Origin of the sequence: Microbacterium sp. 77mftsu3.1 (genome assembly GCF_900100525.1) — a bacterium.
In the GTDB taxonomy this organism is placed as follows: Bacteria; Actinomycetota; Actinomycetes; order Actinomycetales; family Microbacteriaceae; genus Microbacterium; species Microbacterium aquilitoris.
In genome coordinates, this window is record NZ_FNCR01000006.1 from 80,295 (window position 1) to 100,733 (window position 20,439).

Below are 20,439 nucleotides of genomic sequence, written 5' to 3' on the forward strand. Positions count from 1 at the left end.
AGCCCTATGCGCGCGGGTGGGCCGCGTACATCCAGGTCATGGCCATTCAGACTGCAACCGACGTCCGCCGTGAAGCTGCCCGAAAGAAGGACACCGGGCGCTTCGGCGATCACGCGCGGACCGCCCCGGAGGTCGCCCTCGGCAGCACCGACTTCGACGCCGAGCAGGCTCGCCGGGAGGAAGCAGCAGGCAACCGGCGACGCGAGGCTCAGTTCCTCCGCGCCGCCGAACTGGCAGCGGACAGCTTCGAGTCGCGCAACGGCTTGAGCGGTGTCCGTGACGACATCGTCGGCGACGCGGTCGTGTCCATCCTCGACCAGCAAGCCCGGGACAAGCGCATCAGCCTTGACACGGCGCTGGCATACATGAAGGTCTCCCAGGTCGCCTCCCAGCGCGTCGGAGGCGAGGGACACCACACCGACCGTGCCGCGCGGAAGAAGATTGACGCCTGGTACGACGTATTCCTGCAGACCGAGCACCGAGACCCCACCCAGCGCGAGATCACCGAGGCCGCGGACCGGATTCGCCTCGCTCAGCCCGCGGGCCAGCGTCCCACAATCGGTTACGAGAACCCCGTCGAGACCATCTCCCTCGACGACGAACAGCACGAACACATCCGAGGATCACTCGTGGCTGACCCTGACAGCGGATTCAGCGCCGACCGGTCCAAGGCCGCAGCCGCTGTTGACGCCCTCGAGGAGGGCGGCACGTTCAAGGCGGCCGACGCTCGGAAGAACCTCTGGAACATCCTCGCCAGCGACCAGGCACCTTCCGTTGCGGTCGCCTCCCTCGACGACGACCGCACTCACCGCGCCCACGTTAAGCAGTACGGCGGCGCTGCCGCGTCCGCGCGCGCCTGGCAGCTGGGCGAGACCAGTGAGAACGACCCCGTCAACGAAGCACTGTTCGCGCCGTTCGGGGCGCTGCGCGAGAAGGAACGCGAGCAGGTCACTGCGCTCCTCCTCCGAAACCCCGACTACGCCGACCGTATCTGGGACTCGGCGATGACGGCCGCCGTCGATGTGGCGAAGCTCCGAGCCAAGAAGCGTCGAGAAGCGCGCGCCACCGCATCGCAGGAGCAGCTCGCCGCATAGACCGGGCATGCCCCTGGAAGACCTTCGCAGAGAGCTCGCGTCACTGAGCGGCACCGTGCACCTCAGCCGTGACGACTACAGCGGTGCAGTGAGCATCGACCTCATCTCCGTTCCTGCCGACCTTCGGGGGAGAGGATGCGCGCGGCAGGCGCTGGACATCATCACCGCGTGGGCAGACCGCCACGACGAGACCATCACCCTCGAGGCCACCCCGAACTTCGGATCCGACATCCGCCGACTCATCGGGCTCTACAGCCGCTACGGATTCGCCATCGTCTGCACCGTGGGCCGCACGGACGTCGCCATGGAACGCACCCCGAGGCAGGAGGCTGCCGCATGACCGCCGACGATCGCATCCTCATCGGCCACGTCTGCGAGAAGGACGACCATCTGGACCTCATCGGCGACGGTGACTACGGCGTCTGCTCCTCGCACCACTACGCGAGCATCTACGTCAGCGTCACCGAAGACCGCCCCAGCATGCGAGGCGGCACCTTCACCGCGGCGGATGCAGCATCCGGCATCGAGCAGCTCGTCGAACGCCTCGACCGGCTCTCGCTGACTGATCCGTGGGAGCACATAGCGTCCGCTGAGGACGCCGAGAAGCTCTGGGTCGGATGCGTCCTCCGAACCGACGAAGGCAGCGTCTACCTTCGCAGCGAGAGCGGGTGGCTGGAGGCCGGTTTCGTGGGCGAGAAGGCCACCTCCGACATCGCCTTCCCCGCCACGCTCATCGCACGCTGACGCCCACGCGCACTTTTTCGGGCCGCCTCGTACATGGCGGTCATGAGCGACATCAGCACCATTGCAACCGCCCGCCGCGAGGACGCCCGCGAGAAGACCACCGGCCGTTTCGGTGCGCACGCGAACACTATTCCCGAGGCCGCCCTCCTCACCGTCGATGACCTGAACGCCCGCGAGGACCTCCGCGAGCGCGGCGAAGACGCCGTCTCCGTCGCCCGCCAGGAGCGCCAGTTCTACGGCGAGGTCCTGTCCGGAGTTGAGGATGCGGCCAACATGTACGCGACCCGTCGCGGACAGTTCAATGACCGCGACGACATCGTCGGGGACACCATCGTCGACATCCTCGCCCAGCAGAAGCGAGGCACGAAGCACATCAACGATGGTGCGTTCAAGCAGTTCACGACCCGTGCCGTCTCGTCGCGCTACATCGACAAGGACGCTCACCACACGACCCTCAAGGGCCGGCGCATCTTCAACGAGCGCTCCGAAGAGCTCATGCAGGAGCTCGGTCGCCCACTGAACCCCGTGGAGCGCAAGGCACTGGCAGACGAAATCCGCCTGTCGTTCGCCCCTGGCAACCGCCCGTCGGTCGGCTTCGAGACCAAGAACGTCCCGATCTCCCTCGACCTCCCCGTCGGCGAGATCGGCGACACCACTCTCGGTGACCTGCTCGCAGCGGACGAGAGCGGATCCAGCTACGCCACCGCCACCTCCAAGGCCGCAGCGGCCAACGACGCCCTCGAAGAGGGCGGCTCGTTCAAGGCCGCAGACGCCCGCAAGAACATCTGGAACATCCTCGCCGACGGCAACGCTCCCGTCGTCGCCATCGGCAGCCTCTCCGACGATCGTGCTCACCGCGCGGCCGTGGAGGAGTTCGGCGGTCCCGCAGCTGTCGCCCTCGCGTGGCAGAACGCAGAAACGGCTGAGGACGACCCGGTCAACGACGCGCTGTTCGCCCCGTTCGGGAACCTCAGCGACAAGGACCGCGAGGACGTCACCAGCCTCCTGCTGCGCAACCCCGACTACGCCGCCAAGGTCTGGGACTCCGCCATGACCGCAGCCGTCGACGTCCAGAAGTTCCGCGCACTCAAGCGCCGCGAAGCGCGCGCCACGGCCCGCAACAGCGACGCCGCCTGACCCCAACCCATTCGCCGCAGGGTAACCGCTGAGCGCCCTTGCGCTCACCGAGGAAGGAAACTCACATGGGAAATCAGCTCGTAGACGGCTGGAACAAGTTCTGGAACGCCGTCCCCAACTCCGCCGGAGTCAGCACGCTCCTGGCCATCGCAGGTGGCGCCATCATGGCGTGGTTCCTGTTCTCGTGGTTCTGGAAGAAGACCCGCGGCGGTGGCGGCGGTGGCAACGCCATGCAGGGCTTCCCCTGGTGGCCGATGGGCGTTGGCCTGCTCCTGACCGCGCCGGCGTTCCTCATCCCGACGGTCCTGCGCGTCATCCAGGCCATCATCGGCCTCGTCGACACGATCCTCAAGACGGTCACCCAGACCCTCAGCTGAGGCGCGGTGTCGTGCCATGCCCGAGGAAACGACCGCGCCTGCCGCGTATGACCTGACCTCCTTCACGGGGAGGAAGAAGAACGCCGAACGCGTGTTCTTCGTTCGCAACTACGAGCTGAACCTCTTCACGTCCTATGTGATCGGTGCATCTCTGGTGGTGAGCCTCCCCGTGACGGCGGCACTGTGGGCCATCATCGCGATGTTCCTGCCCGCGTACGCGCTGGCATCCCTCGTCGCGCCGGTCATCTGCGTCGCCGCCGGGCTCTACCTCATCGACCAGCGCTCCAAGCGCGGTCTTCAACTGCGGAACTACCGCGCCATCCTCGACCGGCGCTCCGCCGAAGAGGAGAAGCGGACCCTCTACATCTGCGGCCAGCCCATCCCTAAGCCGCAGGTCAGCTTCTTCACGCCCCAGTACGTGCTCGCCGCGCCCGTCGAGTCACTCTCCGCTCCTGACGGCCACCCTGTGAACGGTGGCTCCGGAAAGGCCAGCACAGCACATGCGTAAGCTGCTCATCCTCCTGCTCCTGCCCATCGTCGCCTTCACGACGATGGGTTCCGCGCTGTACGGCACCGCGGCGCCGCAGGCGGCCGCCGTCAGCGTCAGCGCTGCGGCCCCCGCTGCGGCCCCCGCTGGCATCGTCGCCGGTGACATTGTCCGCGCCATCCCCGACGACCAGTGCTCCTACGCCGGGTGCTTCAACACGGACCCTGACGCGCGGGACAAGAAGTACGCGGAGAGCACCTACCTCCCCACCAACCGGTGGACGGAGATGAACTACCACTCGCGCCTGAACGCGTGGAACCCGATCGAGTCCTCCAACGCGGCCATGTCCCGCGCGACCGCCGGCATCATGATGAACTCCGGCAACCAAGCCTGGAAGCTCGCCTCCGACTGGTCCCGACAGGCCATGGGCTTCAGCCCCCTCGACTCGCAGCTCGGATTCCAGATCGACAAGGTATCCGGTGTCATCGGCAAGGCCATCACCGGTCAGCCCGTCCTGTTCGCCCTCATCATCGTGTTCCTCATCGTCGTCGTCATGTGGCGCGCGATGCGTCGCCCGGGCACCCGGCCGTTCGGCAAGCTCTTCCAGGCCGCCGTCGTGTTCGGCCTCATCACCATGATGGGAACCCAGGCTGCCGCCGGGACCGCCGGGGCTCCCACCGACAGCTACAAGCCCCGAGCTGGGTCGCCTGTGTGGATCGCCGGGGCAGTCACCGGCACCGTCGATGGGATGGCCTCCACCGCCGTTGCCGCCGTCATGGACGGCATGGTCCCCATCCTCACGAGCTCGACCGACAGCGCCAAGGCCACCAAGTCCTGGTCGTGCGCCGCCCTCATCAGCGGCACCTTCCGCGCTGCGGACGAAGCGGTCCCCACCGCCGGCGCGAAGGCCGTGGCCCTCGCGATGAACTCCATGTGGATCTCCACCGCGTACAACACCTACGCCGTCGTCCAGTTCGGTGACTCCAACCCGTACGCGAAGGAAGTCGCCTGCCGCCAGCTCGAGCGCACCACCTCGGCCAGCCCCTACAGCCGCGCGCGACTGATGTCCCAGGGCGTTCACGGGGACATGTACTCGATCCCGTGGAACGACATCAGCCGGAACACGCCGTTCGCAGCCCTCGACGTACCGATGCTGCAGGACACCACCGACAACGACGCCAACGACGCCGCGATGGTCGCCTGGGCCGCCTGCGCCCCGGCGAACGCCAACGCAACCAGCTTCACCGTCCGCAACGGTTTCTCCGGTAAGGACGGCCAGACGTGGATTACGCCCGAGGCGTGCCAGGCGGCGTTCGGTGCGAAGAACGCTGACGAGATGAAGTCGGTCGCCGGCGGCGCCTTCAACATCGACGGCATGGACGCCGCGCGAGCGAAGACCAGCAACGATGCCGTCCTCAACTTCTTCAGCTCCCTGCACGGCCGGGACGCGGGAGCAGCGCTCGGCTCGGTCTCTTCGAGCATGGTCTTCGTCATCGGTGCTGTCATCGCCGCAGGCATCTTCGGCCTGATGGCCCTCGCCGTGGCAGCGAGCAAGATCTTCATGCTCATCCTCGTGGCTGGCATGTTCATTCTGCTGACGGTCAGCCTGTTCAAGAACGACTCGGTCGGCGACACGATGCGTTCCCCTCTGCAGCGCTTCCTCGGCGTCACGATCTTCGCGTTCGGTTCGACGCTGCTGCTGGCCATCCTCGCCACCGTCGCTCTCATCATCTCGTCGCTCGCGACAATCTGGGGTTCGGCTGGATCCATCGGCGCCATGATGTGGGTCTCGATGTCCCCGATCATCGCGGTTGTCGCGGTGCACTTCCTGTTCACCAAGGTGTTCAAGATGCCCTCCCCGGTCACCCCGAAGGGCGCACTCGCCTGGGGCACCGCGGGCGGGGCCATCGGCGGCGCGGTCGGTGCTGGCCTCATGAACCGCCTGCAGAACAAGGCCATGTCCGCAGCCGGCAACAAGGCCCTCGGCAGCAACCGCTTCACTAGCTGGATGGTCCCGCCGCAGTTCCAGCGCGGCGCTGGCCAGGGCCCCCAGCGCAAGGGCGCAGGTAACGCCGGTACCCGTTCGGACCGGAAGAGCGAGACCGCCGAGGCAGGCAACGACATCCTGAGCTCGCAGCTGACCGCGTCCGACGCCGCGGCCGGGGTCGACGCCCCGCGGATGGGTGCTGGCGACGCCGGTGCACCCCTGTCTGCGGCTGCCTCGTCCTCGGCGCCCACCGCTACGGGTGGTGCAGGGACCCTCGCCTCCGGCGGTGCCGGCGGCGGCCTGCTGGGTGGCCTGCTCGCCCCGGGCCGCCAGTCGGTGACGTTCTCCCCGGAGCAGGCTGAGGCGTCCGCAGAGCGAGCTCACGAAGCGACGAAGTACCTCTCCGCGGAGTCGAAGCGGCAGCTGCAGCGTGACGCGAAGCGTCAGTGGCGCGAGGAGAACCCGAGCGCGCTGGACCGCGGCATCGCGAACCTGCGCGGGAAGCTCGAAGCCCGCCACACCGCCGGCGCTGAGGCGCTGCAGGCTGCCGTCGCCTCCGGCGAGGTCGACAGCGAGTCGATGCTCACCCCCGAGGCCCGCGGGAAGGTCGGATTCATCAACCGGCCCACCATGGACGACTTCATGGTCGCCCCGGGCGACACCGCCGGCGCCCTGGGCGCGGCGACCCCGATGGCTGAGTGGAAGGACCTGTCCCCAGAGGGCAAGGTCCAGGCCACCAAGCTCGCCGCTGCGCAGCGTCGCGAGGCCAAGGTGACCGCGCGGACGGAGAAGCAGACCGCCACCCGCCAGAAGAATGAAGCACGAGCGGCCGCCAAGGCTGAGCTGCCCCCGCTGGCTGAGCGCACCAAGGCCACCGTCGTCGGCGCAGTGAAGAAGGTCGGCGACACCCACGTCAACGCTCGCCGTGCCACCGTGGCCGCAGCCGGTGACGCGAAGGCGAAGACCGCAGCGGGCGCTCAGCTCGCATGGGCCGAAGCGAAGACCAAGGTGCTCGAGTTCCGAGCTGACCCTGCGACCACTGCGCTCGGGGCAGCCGAGGCGACAAAGGCCACCGCGCAGAAGGCTGCGCACGCCACCGTGGACGCTGCGCGCCTGGCCACCCACCGCACGGCTGAGGGCACCGCTCGGGCCCGCGAGGTCGCGGCCGCCGCGATCGCGAAGACCCGCACAGAGAAGGGTCGCACCGTCACCAAGGGCGCAGCCGTCGCCGCCGGTGTCACCCTGGCAGCCCTCGGCAACCCGGTCGTAGGCACCGCTGTGGTCGCCGTGGCCGCCAAGCGAGGCGTCACTCAGGCACGCGAGCAGGCCGCCAGCCGCAAGATGGCCAAGCAGGCTCAGCTCAACGACATCATCACCGCCCGCGTGGCGTCGCGAAAGATGAACAAGCCGAGTACATCCATGACGAGCGCCGCGCCGCCGGTTCTGCGCGCGAGTGACATCTGACGCTGAAAGAGGCACCTGAACATGAGCGATATGCAGCCACGCGAGAACAACGGGCAGTATGGGGAGAAGCCCCACAGCTACCCGGAGGTCGTTTTGGCTGAAACCGTCGATGGTTCATTCCTCTTCCCGCCGAGCGAGTGGCCCGGAGGGGCCGCGCAGTACGTCGAGTTCTGGACCACTCAGCCCATCTCCGACGAAGCGCTGACCAACTTCGCTTCTTGCTATGCCCAGGAGTGGGACTCGTGGGCCGTGCCGATCGTTCGCGAGCATCTGGAGCTGTGGGGAAACAGCAACGAGGGGCGTGCCGCGATCGCTGAGGCCGCCGGTGACAACGATCGACTGAGGAAAGCACGGCTCGCCGAGCACGACCGATTCATGGACGAGCTCCGGCGGGGTCGACCAGACCGCATCCCCGGTGGGCTGGTACGCAAGGTTGCGCGCGCGGCGCAGATCATGCAGAACCGGATTCACCTCCGAGACCAGCACGACCGTGAGTCCGTAGCCAACACTGAGCTCCACGAGAGCCAGGACGGTTCACGGTGGACGGCCCACAACTTCTGGGACCGCTACCAGCTGGAAGAACTCATGCCGGACATGTTCTACTCCCGCGAGAATGCCCTCATCCGGCAGCTTCGGATGAGCTCCCGCGGCTGACCCACAGGCCCCGCTTCGGCGGGGCCTGTCACATTCCCGGACCCCGCACCGCGCATAGGGTTCGTATGACTACTCCAGCGCCCCCTGCGCCCCGCGGTGCCCGCGTCAGCCCTGACCGGCCGTTCGTGGGATACCTCGTCATCGTCCTCGTCCTCATCGTCATGCTCGCCGCGATGGCATTCAGCTTCATCGCGCTCTACGAGGCAGCCGAGTGGACCCACAACCCGCAGGACTTCTGGTGGCTCGCGCCCGTCATCATCGACGGGCCCATCCTCGTCTACACAGCCTCCTACGCCATCTGGCGCTGGCGCGGCATCGACAAGTTCGCTCACCACGCCATGCGAGTGCTCATCTTCTTCACCGGGCTGTCTGTCTCGGTCAACACGCTTCACGTCGGCAGCGGATGGCAGTGGCAGTGGGGGATGCCGGAGGTCTACGGCGGTATCGCCATGGCCGCAGTCGCCCCCATCGGCGCGCTCCTGGCGGCCCACGAGGTCACCCGCCTGGTGTTCATGAACCACGAAGAGGGCGACCAGTTCGCCCAGGCCGACGTCGCAGACGCCCTCGGCGCCACACACCCCGAAGCGGGAGACGAGGAGGGTCCCGACCCGAAGCTCGAGGCGCTGTTCGGGCGCCCGTCCGTCTTCGCGGAGGAGGAGGAGGAGCCCATCCCAGCGGCACCCCCGCTCCCTGAACCGGAGCCCACCGAGGCCGCGGCTCAGCCCGAGGTCACGCCCGAGCCCGAGCCCGTCATTGAGACCCCCGCGCCCCGACCCACGACCAGCCTTCTTCTCCCGGCAGGAGTCCGAGCATGAGCAGCCCCATCAAGGTCACCGACCTCGTCGCCCGTTCCCTCTCCGAGCTTGACCAGGCCGGTCGAGCCAACCCTCTGGCAGCCGAACGTCACGACGCGAATGCCGCCATCTTCTCGCGGCTCGCGCAGGCGCAGAGCATGAAGACCGCCAACGTCATCGCCTACCTCAACAGCGACCGCTCCAAGTGGTCGGAAGAGGACGAGCACGTCGTCCGCGCGATGCTCGGGCTGCCCTCGATGGCAGGCGACGAAGAGGACGAAGACGACGGCGGCTTGGCCACTGAGGATCAGCCCGCCCCGGACCCCACCCCTGCTTCCTTCCCCGACGTCACCCCCGTCCAGCCGACGGTGGAGCCCGACCTCGACGACATGCCGGACTTCGACGCCCCGGCCACCCGCCAGCCCCAGGAGGTGCACGACTTTGCTTGACGACACCACCATCGAGAAGGCACGTGAGAAGCTGACCATCGGCCCGCGCGTCCCCGACGACGGCGAGCTCATGGATCGCTACCTCGGCAAGTTCGACTCCCTCAGCGACCTCGCTCGTGCACTGTTTCGAATGGACTCCCCGCACATCCCGCTCGACGGCTGGCCGTACCGTCACATCGACTGGGACGCCGCCACCGAAGCGGTCATGGGCGGCAACGGCATCCGCAACTTCGTGGAGGTCGACGGGCACTGGTTCGACGCCCTCGCCAAGCCCGTTCGCACCTGACCGCAGGCGCACCAAACACCGCCGGGGCAGGAGCGCCGGCGGTGTTGCCGTTCATGGGCCTCAGGCGAAGAGGTCGCGGACCTCGTCGAGGACGTCGTTCAGGTTCGCCAGCGCGCCACGGACGACGGTCGCCGACAGGCCCGTCACCTTGACGATGTTGGCCTGCGAGGGGCGCTCGGCCGCCGCGATGCATCCCACCCACGCGTCGACGACGGCTCGCAGCGAGATGTCACCGGGGAAGAGGTCCTCGGCGACTTTCCTGACGCGGTCCAGCGCCAGCTGCGCCTCGGCGGAGGACTCGGCATCGCCTTCGGTGGCGGGGCCGGCGTACGGCTCCTCGTCCAGCGACATCGCGTGCATGCCAGCGGGAGCGAAGTCCTCCTCGCTGATGAGGAGCCCCTGCTTGCGGGCGTCCTTGTGGTGCTCGATCGCCCACGCGTTGGCGGCGTCGATGATCTCCTGTCGGGTCGGCTCGCTCCCGGTCTTGGCCAGCAGCTCCTTCGAGGTGCGGCGGATGATGTCGCGGCGCTTGACCAGCCCGCTCATCTTCGAGGCCACCGTCATCTGTGACGAGGCGAGGTAGTCCTTCACCGCGTTCACCGCCAGACCGTGCAGGAACCGCAACCAGTCGGTGATGCGGTTGCTGCGGTCCGGGGTCGCTTCCCGCAGGCTCGTGAGCACCTTCTCGGCGATGACCTGCTCGATGTCGTGGACACCGTGCGTGTCGCGGTAGCCGCGACCGGTGGAGATGGACTGGGCCCACTTCTTGAGCGTGTCGGTCGTGTACAGCAGCGCGAGCGCTTCGTTCACCGCCCGCTTCTTGGCCTCAGGGGTGTCAGATCCGATTGCACGGATGACGATGGCGTTGAACTCTGCGTTGTTGATATCGGTCATGCGCTGCCCCCTCCTGCGGGCAGGGGGGCGTACGGAAAACCGGTCCACGGCGTGACGCGCGCGGATCGCGCGTCAGCGAACGCTCGGAGTCGCCGACCACCCGCGCGGGCGTCGATGAGCCACGCCACGGTGAGACGGCTGGTCGGATCGAGTCCGAGAAGGGAGGAGGTGCGGGACAGGACGCTGTGAACCCGGGCCTCGCCCCAGCCCTCCTGGCTGATCAGGAGCTGACGTAGGGTGATGCGCCGGAGAGCGCGGGAGTCCTCGCTGGAAGCCGCAAGGATGAGGTCGGGGATCGTGGTGAGCCCCGATTGCAGAGAGAGCAGTTGCTCCGCCCTGATGCGCGAAGCTTCCTTCTTCGTGGCATTCGCCAAAGCGAGGCTCACTCGGCGGCCTGCTCTTCGTCGGAAACCTCTACATCGGCGCTCTCGTCGCCTTCGCGGACGTTCACGACCAGCGACAGCGAGTGCGAGACCGCGTTGAGCGTCTTGTCCGCGGAGAGGGCCTTGAACACCCGCTCCCGGCCGACGGACTCCTTCGGGTTCACCCGGCGGTAGAGCTCGATGAGCTCATCGACGGTGGCCGGCTGGTGCTCGCGCTGCAGTCGGCGGATCTTCCGACCGATGTGCGGGTCGTCGATGTACCGGCGGATGGCCTCCTCGCAGCGTGCGCTGAGGTTGCGGTCGAACCACGAGCCGAGGGGCTGGTTGTTGATGGAGGTGGTCGCTGCGCGCTCGACCATTCGCAGCACGGTGGAGTCGGGCTGTTCGGGGGTGCCCCACAGCAGCTCGGTCGACAGGCTCTCGAGGGCGACCTCGTCGGCGACACCGTGGTTGAGGGTCGGCGCCCACGTCTCGGCTTCGTCTCCGATGCGGCCTTCGATTTCGCGCGCGACGAGACGGTTGCTGGCCTCGAGCAGACGGGTGACGTGCTTCTCGAGCGCCTGCACGAGGGTGAACTGGGAGGTCTTCCCCGTCGCTATGAGGCGACCGCGGGTAGCGGCAACGGGCGCTTCGGCGCCGGCGGGGTAGTCGCCTTCGATGTCGTCGACGTCGTGGACGATGAAGGTCCCCGAGGTCTTCTGCTTGCGCTCGACGTAGTGCCAGGTGACCTCGGTGCCGGGGGTGACGACGATGCCCGGGGACCAGTGCACATACGCCGCGGCGTACTTGCTGATCTGCACCGCGTGGGGGAGGGCGATGAGCAGGCCGTTGCCTTCGTGGGCTGCGGCTGCGGCGCCCCAGGCGACCTCGGTGATGAGGTCACGCATGGTGTCGGGATGCGGCAGCGTCAGCATCGCGGAGTGCCTCATACCTCACCGCCCGCGGTGAAGACGTCCTTGCCGGTGACCTGGCGCAGGAGCGCGGCGAGGGCGGGAGCGAGAGCGCGTGAGCCGACGAGGAGGTTGCCGGCGGACTTCTGCGCAGACACGTTCGGGTCGTCGAAGGCGAACCCGGCGTGCATGCCGTAGGCGCCGAACATCGCGGTGAACTGCTCGGCGTTGCGGTCGCGGGCGGGCCAGCGGGAGCCGAGCATGACGGTGCGCTCTGCGGGCAGGCCGCGAGCGTTCAGCGCCGCGAAGGTGGAGCGGGTGGCTGCGATGGCCGAGTAGTCGTGGACGACGAGCCCTGCCGCCCACGCGCCGTCGGTGACGGCGGGCAGGATGAGCTCGCGTTCGAACTCACCCGAGCCGACGAGGACGGGGGAGTCCACGACGATGAGGTCGTATGCCTGGCGGGCGTCAGCGATCGCGGCTCGGTAAGCGGAGGAGGCCGCGACGGCAACCTCTCCGCGCGCGGGGGCGAGGATGACGTCGAACGCGACGTCGGGTGCGGATGCGGGGCGTGCAGCGTTGAGCTGAGCGGCGGAGACGATGAGGTTCCCGACCTCGGCCTTCCCGACGGCGGGGAAACCCGCCCGGGACACTCGCAGCGCCGATGCGATGTCGCCCTGCTGACTGTTCGCGTCGATGAGCAGGACACGAAGGCCGGCGACCGCTGCGGTCTGAGCCGTCAGGAGAGCGAGGGTGGTGGTCCCGGCGCCACCGGTGGCCGCGCAGAAGAACAGCTCCCGCGGAGGCGTCGCCGGGGCAGCCTCAGCGGCCGGGACGCTGAACATCAGGTCAGCGACGTCCAGCGCGTCCACGGCAGCGGGGGCCATGGAGATGACCTCCGGGACTGTGACGGGCGCAGCGGCCGGCGCGGGAGGCTCTTCTGGCTCCGGGACATCCGCGGCTGCCGGCTCCGTGGTCTCGGGTTGCTCGGCAACCTGACGGCGACGGCGCAGCAGACCGGCGAACGACTTGGGCTTCTCAGTGGCGACCAGGCCGCGAGCGAGCTCGAAGATGTCGTCCGTGGCTTCCGGGGCGGCCGGGTCCTCTGCAGTCACCTCAACGGGCGCCGCTTCGGTCACCTGTTCGGGGGCGGGCTCCACAGCGAGGAGAGGAAGCTCGGCCGCACCTCCGAGGAACGCGGCCAGAACGTCGGGGTCGCCGGCCGGGGCGCCCTCATCTGCGCCAGTGATGCTCTCGGCGGCGAACGGGTCGAAGACCGGCGCCTCCGCACGCTCGGCGACGGGGTTCGGCGCGCCGAGCTGTGGGGCGTCCGCGGCGACCTCTACCCCGGGGGTAGCGTCCGGGAGGGTCGCCTGGGCGAGCATCGAGGTGAAGTCGTCACGGCCGTCGAAGGGGTCAGTGACGTCGGCGACCACCGCGAGGGGGTCAGGGGCGGCGACAGCGTCGAACGGATCCGAGACGGCCGGGGCCTCGAACGGGTCCGTCACCGCTGCAGGAGCGGCGACGTCGAACGGGTCGGAGACGACCGGAGCGATGGGGGCGACCGGTGAAGCAGGCGCGGGGACGCCCGACCCGGAGGCCTGAGCGATGAGCGACTCGAACGGGTCAGCCGAGACGACCGGGGCGGGCTGGGGAGCCGGGGCCACCGGGGCCTGAGCAGTGCTGATGCCAGCAGCGATGACGCGCTCACCGGCATCTGCCATCGCGGGCGCGTCGCCCATCATCACGAGCAGGTCGTTGACCTTCGCCGGCAGGGCCAGCTGGGGGACCGACTGGATCTGGGGGCCGATGACCGACGGGTCGGTGGGCAGCAGGATCACGCCGAGCGACTTCGTGTGCTGGACAGCAACCCAGGGGCTCAGGCCCGGCTCGGTCATCGTCTCGACGACGACGTGGAACTTGGACTGCTTCAGGGCGTTGGCGATGGCGATCGCCGTGGCACGGAAGGTGTCCCCGGTGATGACCGTGTAGCCGATCTCGCGGAGGGCGGCGGCGACATCGGGCGCGCCGACCACACCGACGGTGGGGGAGGGAGTTGCGGACATACGCGCCCTATGCGCGAAGTGCTCAGACCCTCACCTGTCATCGCAGGGCGCACGTACGCGCGCGCGAGAGACCTCTCAGAGCTCGCGCATAGGCGGCCACATGACGACCAACACCCACACCCCGAACCCCTGGAACGCGACCAGCTACGGAGGCATCACCGGCTCCGGAGCCCGCAAGCTCACCTCTTCACGCGTCGCCCCACTCATCGCGCTCGCACGCGGCTACTGGACTGTCGCGGACAAGGAATCCGCCGGAACCTTCGCGATGCTGTACCGCGGCGCTGCCGGCGTGCAGACCATCAAGAACGGGCTCGTGCGCCTGGTGGCCCCCGAGGACGAGGACCTGCTGGCGATGCCGTGGTTCTCCGCCCGAGCCGTCGCCGATGAGGGGTCCGCCGTCAAGGCGTCCGTCTACCAGTACCGCCCGTCCACCCCCGTCTACACCGAGGGAGGGAAGCCGGCGAAGTACAAGTTCTTCCCGAACCAGCCCATGGTCATCGACGTGCACCCCGCCACCCCCATCGAGTGGATGGAGTCCTCCGGGGAGGTGCTCGTCACCGAGGGCCTGCTCAAGGGTGACTCCGCGCTGACCGCCCACCTCATCGCGTACGGCGGCGCCGATGCCACCGAGCAGCTCTCGAAGATCCGCCACGACGACGGCCGGGTGCTGACCACCGACGAGGCGCGAGATAGCCTCCAGCAGCTCATGCTCCGCGTCCCCGCCAAGGCGCGCACGGTCGTGGCGTCCGCCGCCTCCGTCACCACCTGGGCAGGCAAGGACGCCGACTGGCGCAAGATCAACCTCCGCGACAAGCGCGTGGTCGTCGCCTTCGACGGTGACCTCGCCGACAACGCGAACGTGTGGCGTGAGACGAACAACATGTTCAAGTTCGTCCGCGAATCCAAGGGCGCCCCGGTGCTGCTCTCGCTGTTCGGTCCGGAGATCGCCACGGCGCAGCTCGCGGCTGGGATGGACCCCGACGACAAGCTCGGCATCGACGACTACTTCGACCAGATCGGCGACTGGAAGAGCCTGCTCGACCTCGCCAACCCGCAGATGCCCGCGAAGCCGAAGTCCGATGAGGTCAACGCCATCAACGGCGACTGGCGCATCCACCCCTCCAACGACGCCATCGCGCAGGAGTACGTCGAGAGCACCAACGCCAACACCGGTTCCGTCAGCGGCAACTGGATCACGCGCTCCCGCGTCGGCGGACGCCTGGTCTCCACCGTCGCCAGCCGCCGCCCCACCGAGAACGAGATCCTCAACGGGGTCGTGGACGCCGGACAGCAGCTCCTCCTCGAGGACTCGTCCTGCGAGGTGGAAATCGCTCTCCTGGACCGCAACCAGGACATCGACGACGAGCCCACCACCTACCGGGTGTTCGGCCCCGCCACCCTCATGGCCGTAGACCCCCGTGACTGGACCCGCCACGCGGTGCAGCTGCCCAACGAGGTGCTTGCCCACCCCGACTGGCCCCCGCGCAACGGTCGCGAGTGGCTGGGCGCCATCAAGGCGAACAAGCGCGACCAGGTCGAGACGGCCGTCGCGTGGAACACGATGGGATGGGTGCCCGTCCCCGACGGCCAGCCCGCCTTCATCGTCGGCAACCAGATCCTCGCCGCCAACGAGAAGGACGCGAAGCAGACCCGCCTCGGCGTCACCGAGCGTGTGCTCCCCGGAGCCACGAAGTTCGGTGTCATCGACGACTACGACGCCTCTGACATCGAGGGTTACAAGGCACAGGTGCGCAAGGACATCACCGACGTGCTGCAGGTGTTCGTCGAGAACGGCTTCTGGCGCAACCGCGCGACCGCCGTGGCCGTCCTCTGCGCCATGTACCGACCCACTATCCCCAAGCACCCCGGCACGACGCTGTACTTCGTCGGCCCCAAGGGTGCGGGCAAGTCGTACTCCGCATCGTTCATCATGCGCGCCTGGCAGCAGAAGCCGGGCACGTGGACCGGCACCGCCCTCCCCGGCTCGGCCGGTGACACCTTCGGTGCGCACGAGAGCTCGGTGTCGCTGGCGCCCATCTGGATCATCGACGACCTCGCCCCGCAGTCGGACCGCCGCAAGGCCGAGCAGCAGGCATCGGACCTGGAGAACATCATCCGGGCCATGTTCAACAACTCCGCCAAGCGCCGCCTGGACGGTCGCACCATGGGTCAGCGCGAGGTCGCTAACCCCATCGCGATGCTCGCCGTCACCGCGGAGAACCCGCCGACGGTGCCCTCCATCCAGGACCGTACGCTCGTGTTCAACGTCCCCAAGGGCGCGTTCAACGACACCGCGGAGGGTGGCCCCGCCGAGCGGTGGCGCGAGAAGGCGCTCGTGGACCTCTGCGATGAGGACGGCGCCCCCGCCCGCCTGTCGGCCGCGATGATCCGCTTCTGGCACCAGGACGACACCGGCTTCGGTGGGTCGTGGGCCGACCGCCAGGACGCTCTCGAGCGCACCTGGAAGGAAGAGCGCGAGAACGCCCTCACGGTCCTGCGCGACGAGCACGACATCCCCGCGGGGGAGGCCAGCCGCTTCGTCGGTCAGATCTCCTCGCTCGGGCTGACGCTCAGCATCATGTACGAACTCGCGCGCTGGGCTGGCATCGACCAGTCGAGTTCCATCCTCGACAGCCTCGGCGGCGAGGACGGCTACATCCGCGAGCTGTACGCCCTGGCAGCCGAAGGCATCACCCGCGCCCGTTCGACCACGCCCGGCTCCGCACTGCTCAAGGCCCTCGGCGGTCTGCTCGGCACCGGCAAGGCGCACCTGCGCAACGCAACGACCCCCGGCGCTCCGCCGTTCTCGGTCCGTGACGGGTCCGCCGACGTCGGCGGTGTCGACGTCGCCGGCCTCAACCAGGCGCTCGGCTGGGAGTACGACCTGCGCCAGTCCACCTGGGTGCCGCGTGGTGACGCCATCGGGTACTTCGGGAAGAAGGACGACCAGGAGATCGCTCTGTTCGAGACGTCCGCAGCGTTCAAGGCCGCCCAGCGCGTGTACCCCGAGCTCATCCCGCACGGCCAGACCGCGCAGCAGTCGTGGCTGTCGGTGTACGCCGAGGAGCTCGCCCTGGGCAAGCCCGCACGCAAGGACTCGCTGGCGCTGCGCACCACGCTCGGCGACAGCGCCGGGACCGACAAGGTTTCGCAGCGCATCTCGGGCATCCCGGTGCTCGCGGAGAAGCTCTTCGCTGCCGTTCACGGCGCGGATGAGTAAGTAAGAGAACACAGAAGGGCCCGCCCCACCGGTCGTCATAACCCGGGGCGGGCCCTTCTGCATACCCCGCAGACCGCAGGGTGAGAATGCGGAGGCATCACATGACCGAACGTCCCATCGTCCACCCCCGCACCCGCACTGCGCGCGCCGTCGCACTTATCGCCGCCAGCGCGATCGCATTCAGCGCCGTCCCGACCATCGCCCACGCCGCGACGCCCGCCACGCCGGCAACACAGGCAGCCGGCACAGCTTTTGCCGTCGAGACCTACGGCGTTCCTCTGGTCGATCGGACCTTCACCGCCATCACCAGGCTGTGGCCCCTCGACGCTCTCGTGACCTACCGATGGTTTGCGGGCACTACCGAGGTCACCGCGTTTGCCGACGGCAAGGACTACCGGACCCGCGACGCGGATGCCGGTAAGAGGCTGACTGTCGCCGTCACCGTCGCAGAACCTGGCAAGCGGCCCGTCACGGTGACCTCCGAACCCACGGAGTACATCACCTACGGGACGCTGAGCTTCCACGCCCCGAAGCTCGTCGGAACGATGAAGGTCGGCGAACACCTCAGCATCGAGGTCGCCGGCGCACCCGCGGGAAGCAGCATCTCTCGCACCTGGTACGCGAACTCCACGGTGGTCGGGACGGGGGAGCGGCTTCGTCTCACCCCTGATCACCTCGGCAAGCGCATCTCGGCTAGGGTGCTCGTGAGCAACCGCGCGTGGCTCCCGAATGAGAGGGGCGTGAAAGCGGGGTCCGACGTCGCCAAGGGCAACCTGCAGGCCGAGGCACCCGTCGTCGCGGGATCCGCGACAGTCGGAAAGTCGCTCAGCGCCACTCCCCGAACGAAGATGAGCGGGATGACCTACGCCTACCAGTGGCAGGTCGATGGGCGAGACGTCACCGGGGCCACCTCGGCGACCTTCGTTCCGAAGCTCAACGACTTCGGCAAGCCCGTCACGGTAAAGGTCCGCCACGGGCACCCGGCATACGTGAACGCGTCGTACGCCACCAGTGCACCCGTCGCCGTCGGCCAGGGCACACTGCAGGCGGAAGCGCCCACAGTCAGCGGGGTTCCCGCGGTAGGGAAGACCCTCACCTCGACGGCTCGGACGAAGGTCGCCGGTATGACGCACTCGTATCAGTGGTTCGCGGACGGCAAGGCTATCGACGGTGCAACCGGGGCGAAGTTCACCCCGCAGGTCGCCCACTTCACGAAGAAGATCACCGTCAAGGTCAGCCACCGCCACCCGGGCTACTCCAACGTCTCAACCACGACCAGCGCCGCGGTCACTATCGGGAAGGGCACGTTCCGCCCCGAGGCGCCGCGCATCGAAGGTACCGCCGTGGCAGGCCGCGTGCTGTCGGCCAAGACATCCCAGCCCGGGGGCACCGACCTGGCCTACCAGTGGTACTCCGGGGGCAAGCTGATCAAGGGAGCGACCGCGGCCACGTACAAGAGCCGAGACGCCGACAAGGGCAAGGCTGTACTGGTCGATGTCCGCTACAGTCACAAGGCGTTCCAGGCGATCGTTCTGCGCTCGGCAGCTGTTCAAGTCCGCTGACTACAGCGTCCAAACGAGAGCACCCCGCGGATATCCGCGGGGTGCTCTCGTCTGTTGAGATGAGGGCGGCAGTGCCACTTCGCGACGGCTCAGGCTCGATGGCGGCCCCGCTCACATTGCTGAGGTCGCATAATCTGACGGTATGAGCGAGGAGAGCAGCCAGCTGAGCACCCCGGACTTCCTCGCTGACAGTGCGGCCGCCTTCGACGCCTGGGGGCAGCCCAGAGCCAACCCCCACGTGTTCCTCGGGTTCGACAAGCCCCTCAGCGAGCTCGCCGTGGCGGACGTGCTGACCATCGCGCGCAATCTTGCCGTCGAGGACATCCACGACTGCATCCACGAAGCCAGCACCGCTCACCGTGACGCCACCGGCGACAGGCAGGACCACATCGGCTTCATCATCGGGGCGCTTCGCGCCGAGCTAACCAGGCGCGATTGGGTCTGAAGCGCCATGCCGCGTACATAGCGGTCATGGCAGACATCAACGCCCTGGACGAGCAGAACCGCGAAGCCGCACGCCGGCGCAACGGCCAGTTCGGCAACCAGGCTCACAGCGCACCCGACAGCGGTCTCCTCGACCTCGCTGCAGCCGAAGCCGAGCGCGCCGACGCGCAGAACGGCATCTTCCTCCACTTCTCCAAGCCCCTCGCTGAGCTCACCCCGCAGGAAGTAGAAGACGGCGCGCCGTACCTCTACGACGAGGACCTGGACGAGTGCATCGACGAGGCACGCTCCCAGTGGAATGTCGAGTCCGACAGGCGACGTGCTGCAGAGAAGCGCTCTCACCGATACGGTCCGGAGTACGCCCAGAACGTCGCAGAGATGGAAGACGCCGACGCCCTGGCCAAGACGATCGCCGGCAACCTCGCACCCCTGGAGGCCGAGCGAACCCGCCGGCGCCGGGTCCAGAACGGTGGCACATCGGAACACGCTGCCGCCCTCGACGCCCACAAGGACTTCCGAGACCACCACGGCACGCAGGCGGACGCCGCCTTCGCCGAGAAGCTGCTCGCCTACCAGCCCAAGCCGGGGGAGGCGCGCTGGCGTTCCATCGCGACCGCCGAGTTCGGCCGCACCGACAGTGCTGACGCCGACGAGCTCGAGAGCTACATCGAAAGCCGGGTCCGCTCCGCGACCACGAACGTCGGTGCGGTCCGCGGTCCGCTCCGGGCAGTCCTCCCCGTTCGCCTTCGGGGCGAGCTGGAAGAGATGGTCGTCCGCAAGCACTTCGGGTCGTTCTCCGGGATGCAGGAAGCGATCGCCGAGTACAGCACCTCCACCGCTGAGCGGCTGGTCGCCATGCTCGAAGACGCGGACAACGTCGCCACGGAAGCGCGCCGCCGCGCAGCCTGACTCCGACACCAGAACGCCCCACGTGAATCACGTGGGGCGTTCTCGCGCATACGGGAAGGGCCCGCACGCTCCGCGACCTGAAGGCCTGACCCCATGAACACGCTCCCCACCTCCCTCGGTGCGATCGTCACCTTCGACCTCCCCGAGGACAGCGACGGGATCCGCTACCGAGCTGTCGCCACCCTCATCGCCGGGCACGTCGACGACGCCGGCATCGTCCACGACGCCGTGTGGGCATCGGCGACCATCGACCATCCGGACGACCAGGCGAACATCTTCACCGCCGAGGCGATCCTGGGCGCGAACCCCGAACTGTTCGCCGACACCATCCCCGCCACTGACCCCGACCTCGACATCGAGGACGTACTGGAAGAGGGAACGGTCATCCGCCTCAACGGCCCGCACGGTCCTGAGACCTTCACGTACGCACCGTCGTTCATCTACGACGGCGAGCTCGGGGACGTGTTCTGGACGAACTCCTACGGCGGCTACGCCACCCTCACCGACCTCGTCGCCTGCGGGTACACGGTCCTTCGCACTCCGAGCCACCGCGCATAGAGGCACTGTCCCGCGGAACCTCTCTCCTCCGCGGATGAAT

General features: G+C 68.2%; 19 protein-coding genes. 16 read left to right on the forward strand and 3 right to left on the reverse strand.

Features of this window, described 5'->3' with window-relative positions:
- The first annotated feature begins 38 nt into the window (after positions 1 to 38).
- From BLR68_RS15175 to BLR68_RS15225, 11 genes are all read left to right on the forward strand, one after another.
- Positions 39 to 1,094 (forward strand): hypothetical protein, encoded by a 1,056-nt coding sequence (locus tag BLR68_RS15175; RefSeq protein WP_018185906.1) that lies wholly within the window; start codon positions 39 to 41, stop codon positions 1,092 to 1,094.
- A gap of 7 nt (positions 1,095 to 1,101) precedes the next feature.
- On the forward strand, positions 1,102 to 1,434 hold the full coding sequence (locus tag BLR68_RS15180; RefSeq protein WP_018185907.1) for an N-acetyltransferase: 333 nt from the start codon (positions 1,102 to 1,104) through the stop codon (positions 1,432 to 1,434).
- Entirely contained in the window at positions 1,431 to 1,838 is a 408-nt protein-coding gene (locus BLR68_RS15185; RefSeq protein WP_018185908.1) for a hypothetical protein, read from the forward strand. The genes BLR68_RS15180 and BLR68_RS15185 overlap by 4 nt, the downstream gene beginning before the upstream one ends.
- A gap of 42 nt (positions 1,839 to 1,880) precedes the next feature.
- Positions 1,881 to 2,975, forward strand: coding sequence for a hypothetical protein (locus BLR68_RS15190; RefSeq protein ID WP_143015792.1), 1,095 nt, complete (start codon positions 1,881 to 1,883; stop codon positions 2,973 to 2,975).
- A gap of 65 nt (positions 2,976 to 3,040) precedes the next feature.
- Positions 3,041 to 3,352 (forward strand): hypothetical protein, encoded by a 312-nt coding sequence (locus BLR68_RS15195; protein WP_018185910.1) that lies wholly within the window; start codon positions 3,041 to 3,043, stop codon positions 3,350 to 3,352.
- A 16-nt stretch (positions 3,353 to 3,368) separates the two neighbouring features.
- Complete coding sequence (locus tag BLR68_RS15200; RefSeq protein ID WP_018185911.1) at positions 3,369 to 3,860, forward strand: hypothetical protein; 492 nt, start codon at positions 3,369 to 3,371, stop codon at positions 3,858 to 3,860.
- Positions 3,853 to 7,290 carry a hypothetical protein gene (locus BLR68_RS15205; RefSeq protein WP_018185912.1) on the forward strand — a complete coding sequence of 1,146 codons (3,438 nt, stop codon included), beginning with the start codon at positions 3,853 to 3,855 and terminating at the stop codon, positions 7,288 to 7,290. The genes BLR68_RS15200 and BLR68_RS15205 overlap by 8 nt, the downstream gene beginning before the upstream one ends.
- Before the next feature lie 21 nt (positions 7,291 to 7,311).
- Positions 7,312 to 7,944, forward strand: a complete 633-nt coding sequence (locus tag BLR68_RS15210; protein ID WP_040570478.1) for a hypothetical protein — start codon at positions 7,312 to 7,314, stop codon at positions 7,942 to 7,944.
- A gap of 65 nt (positions 7,945 to 8,009) precedes the next feature.
- Positions 8,010 to 8,759, forward strand: coding sequence for a DUF2637 domain-containing protein (locus BLR68_RS15215; RefSeq protein WP_081626414.1), 750 nt, complete (start codon positions 8,010 to 8,012; stop codon positions 8,757 to 8,759).
- Positions 8,756 to 9,187, forward strand: coding sequence for a hypothetical protein (locus tag BLR68_RS15220; protein ID WP_018185914.1), 432 nt, complete (start codon positions 8,756 to 8,758; stop codon positions 9,185 to 9,187). The genes BLR68_RS15215 and BLR68_RS15220 overlap by 4 nt, the downstream gene beginning before the upstream one ends.
- Positions 9,180 to 9,473: a hypothetical protein gene (locus BLR68_RS15225; protein ID WP_018185915.1), complete on the forward strand. Its 294-nt coding sequence runs from the start codon at positions 9,180 to 9,182 to the stop codon at positions 9,471 to 9,473. Before BLR68_RS15220 ends, BLR68_RS15225 begins: the two co-directional genes overlap by 8 nt.
- Before the next feature lie 60 nt (positions 9,474 to 9,533).
- Here the strand turns inward: BLR68_RS15225 and BLR68_RS15230 are convergent, their stop codons facing one another.
- The 3 genes from BLR68_RS15230 to BLR68_RS15245 all read right to left on the reverse strand — a co-directional run bounded on the left by BLR68_RS15230 (position 9,534) and on the right by BLR68_RS15245 (position 13,706).
- Entirely contained in the window at positions 9,534 to 10,367 is an 834-nt protein-coding gene (locus tag BLR68_RS15230) for a hypothetical protein (protein ID WP_018185916.1), read from the reverse strand.
- A 382-nt stretch (positions 10,368 to 10,749) separates the two neighbouring features.
- Positions 10,750 to 11,679 (reverse strand): hypothetical protein, encoded by a 930-nt coding sequence (locus BLR68_RS15240; RefSeq protein WP_143015793.1) that lies wholly within the window; start codon positions 11,677 to 11,679, stop codon positions 10,750 to 10,752.
- Entirely contained in the window at positions 11,676 to 13,706 is a 2,031-nt protein-coding gene (locus BLR68_RS15245) for a ribonuclease E domain-containing protein (RefSeq protein WP_026302780.1), read from the reverse strand. Before BLR68_RS15245 ends, BLR68_RS15240 begins: the two co-directional genes overlap by 4 nt.
- A gap of 100 nt (positions 13,707 to 13,806) precedes the next feature.
- Here BLR68_RS15245 and BLR68_RS15250 point away from each other — a divergent pair, with 100 nt between their 5' ends.
- The 5 genes from BLR68_RS15250 to BLR68_RS15270 all read left to right on the forward strand — a co-directional run bounded on the left by BLR68_RS15250 (position 13,807) and on the right by BLR68_RS15270 (position 20,399).
- A complete protein-coding gene (locus BLR68_RS15250; RefSeq protein ID WP_018185919.1) occupies positions 13,807 to 16,926 on the forward strand; it encodes a hypothetical protein in 3,120 nt (1,039 codons plus the stop codon).
- A 101-nt stretch (positions 16,927 to 17,027) separates the two neighbouring features.
- Complete coding sequence (locus BLR68_RS15255) at positions 17,028 to 18,488, forward strand: hypothetical protein (protein WP_018185920.1); 1,461 nt, start codon at positions 17,028 to 17,030, stop codon at positions 18,486 to 18,488.
- A gap of 142 nt (positions 18,489 to 18,630) precedes the next feature.
- Positions 18,631 to 18,933, forward strand: a complete 303-nt coding sequence (locus BLR68_RS15260) for a hypothetical protein (protein WP_018185921.1) — start codon at positions 18,631 to 18,633, stop codon at positions 18,931 to 18,933.
- A 26-nt stretch (positions 18,934 to 18,959) separates the two neighbouring features.
- Positions 18,960 to 19,841, forward strand: coding sequence for a hypothetical protein (locus BLR68_RS15265; protein ID WP_018185922.1), 882 nt, complete (start codon positions 18,960 to 18,962; stop codon positions 19,839 to 19,841).
- A 93-nt stretch (positions 19,842 to 19,934) separates the two neighbouring features.
- Positions 19,935 to 20,399, forward strand: coding sequence for a hypothetical protein (locus BLR68_RS15270; protein WP_018185923.1), 465 nt, complete (start codon positions 19,935 to 19,937; stop codon positions 20,397 to 20,399).
- Positions 20,400 to 20,439 lie beyond the last annotated feature (40 nt).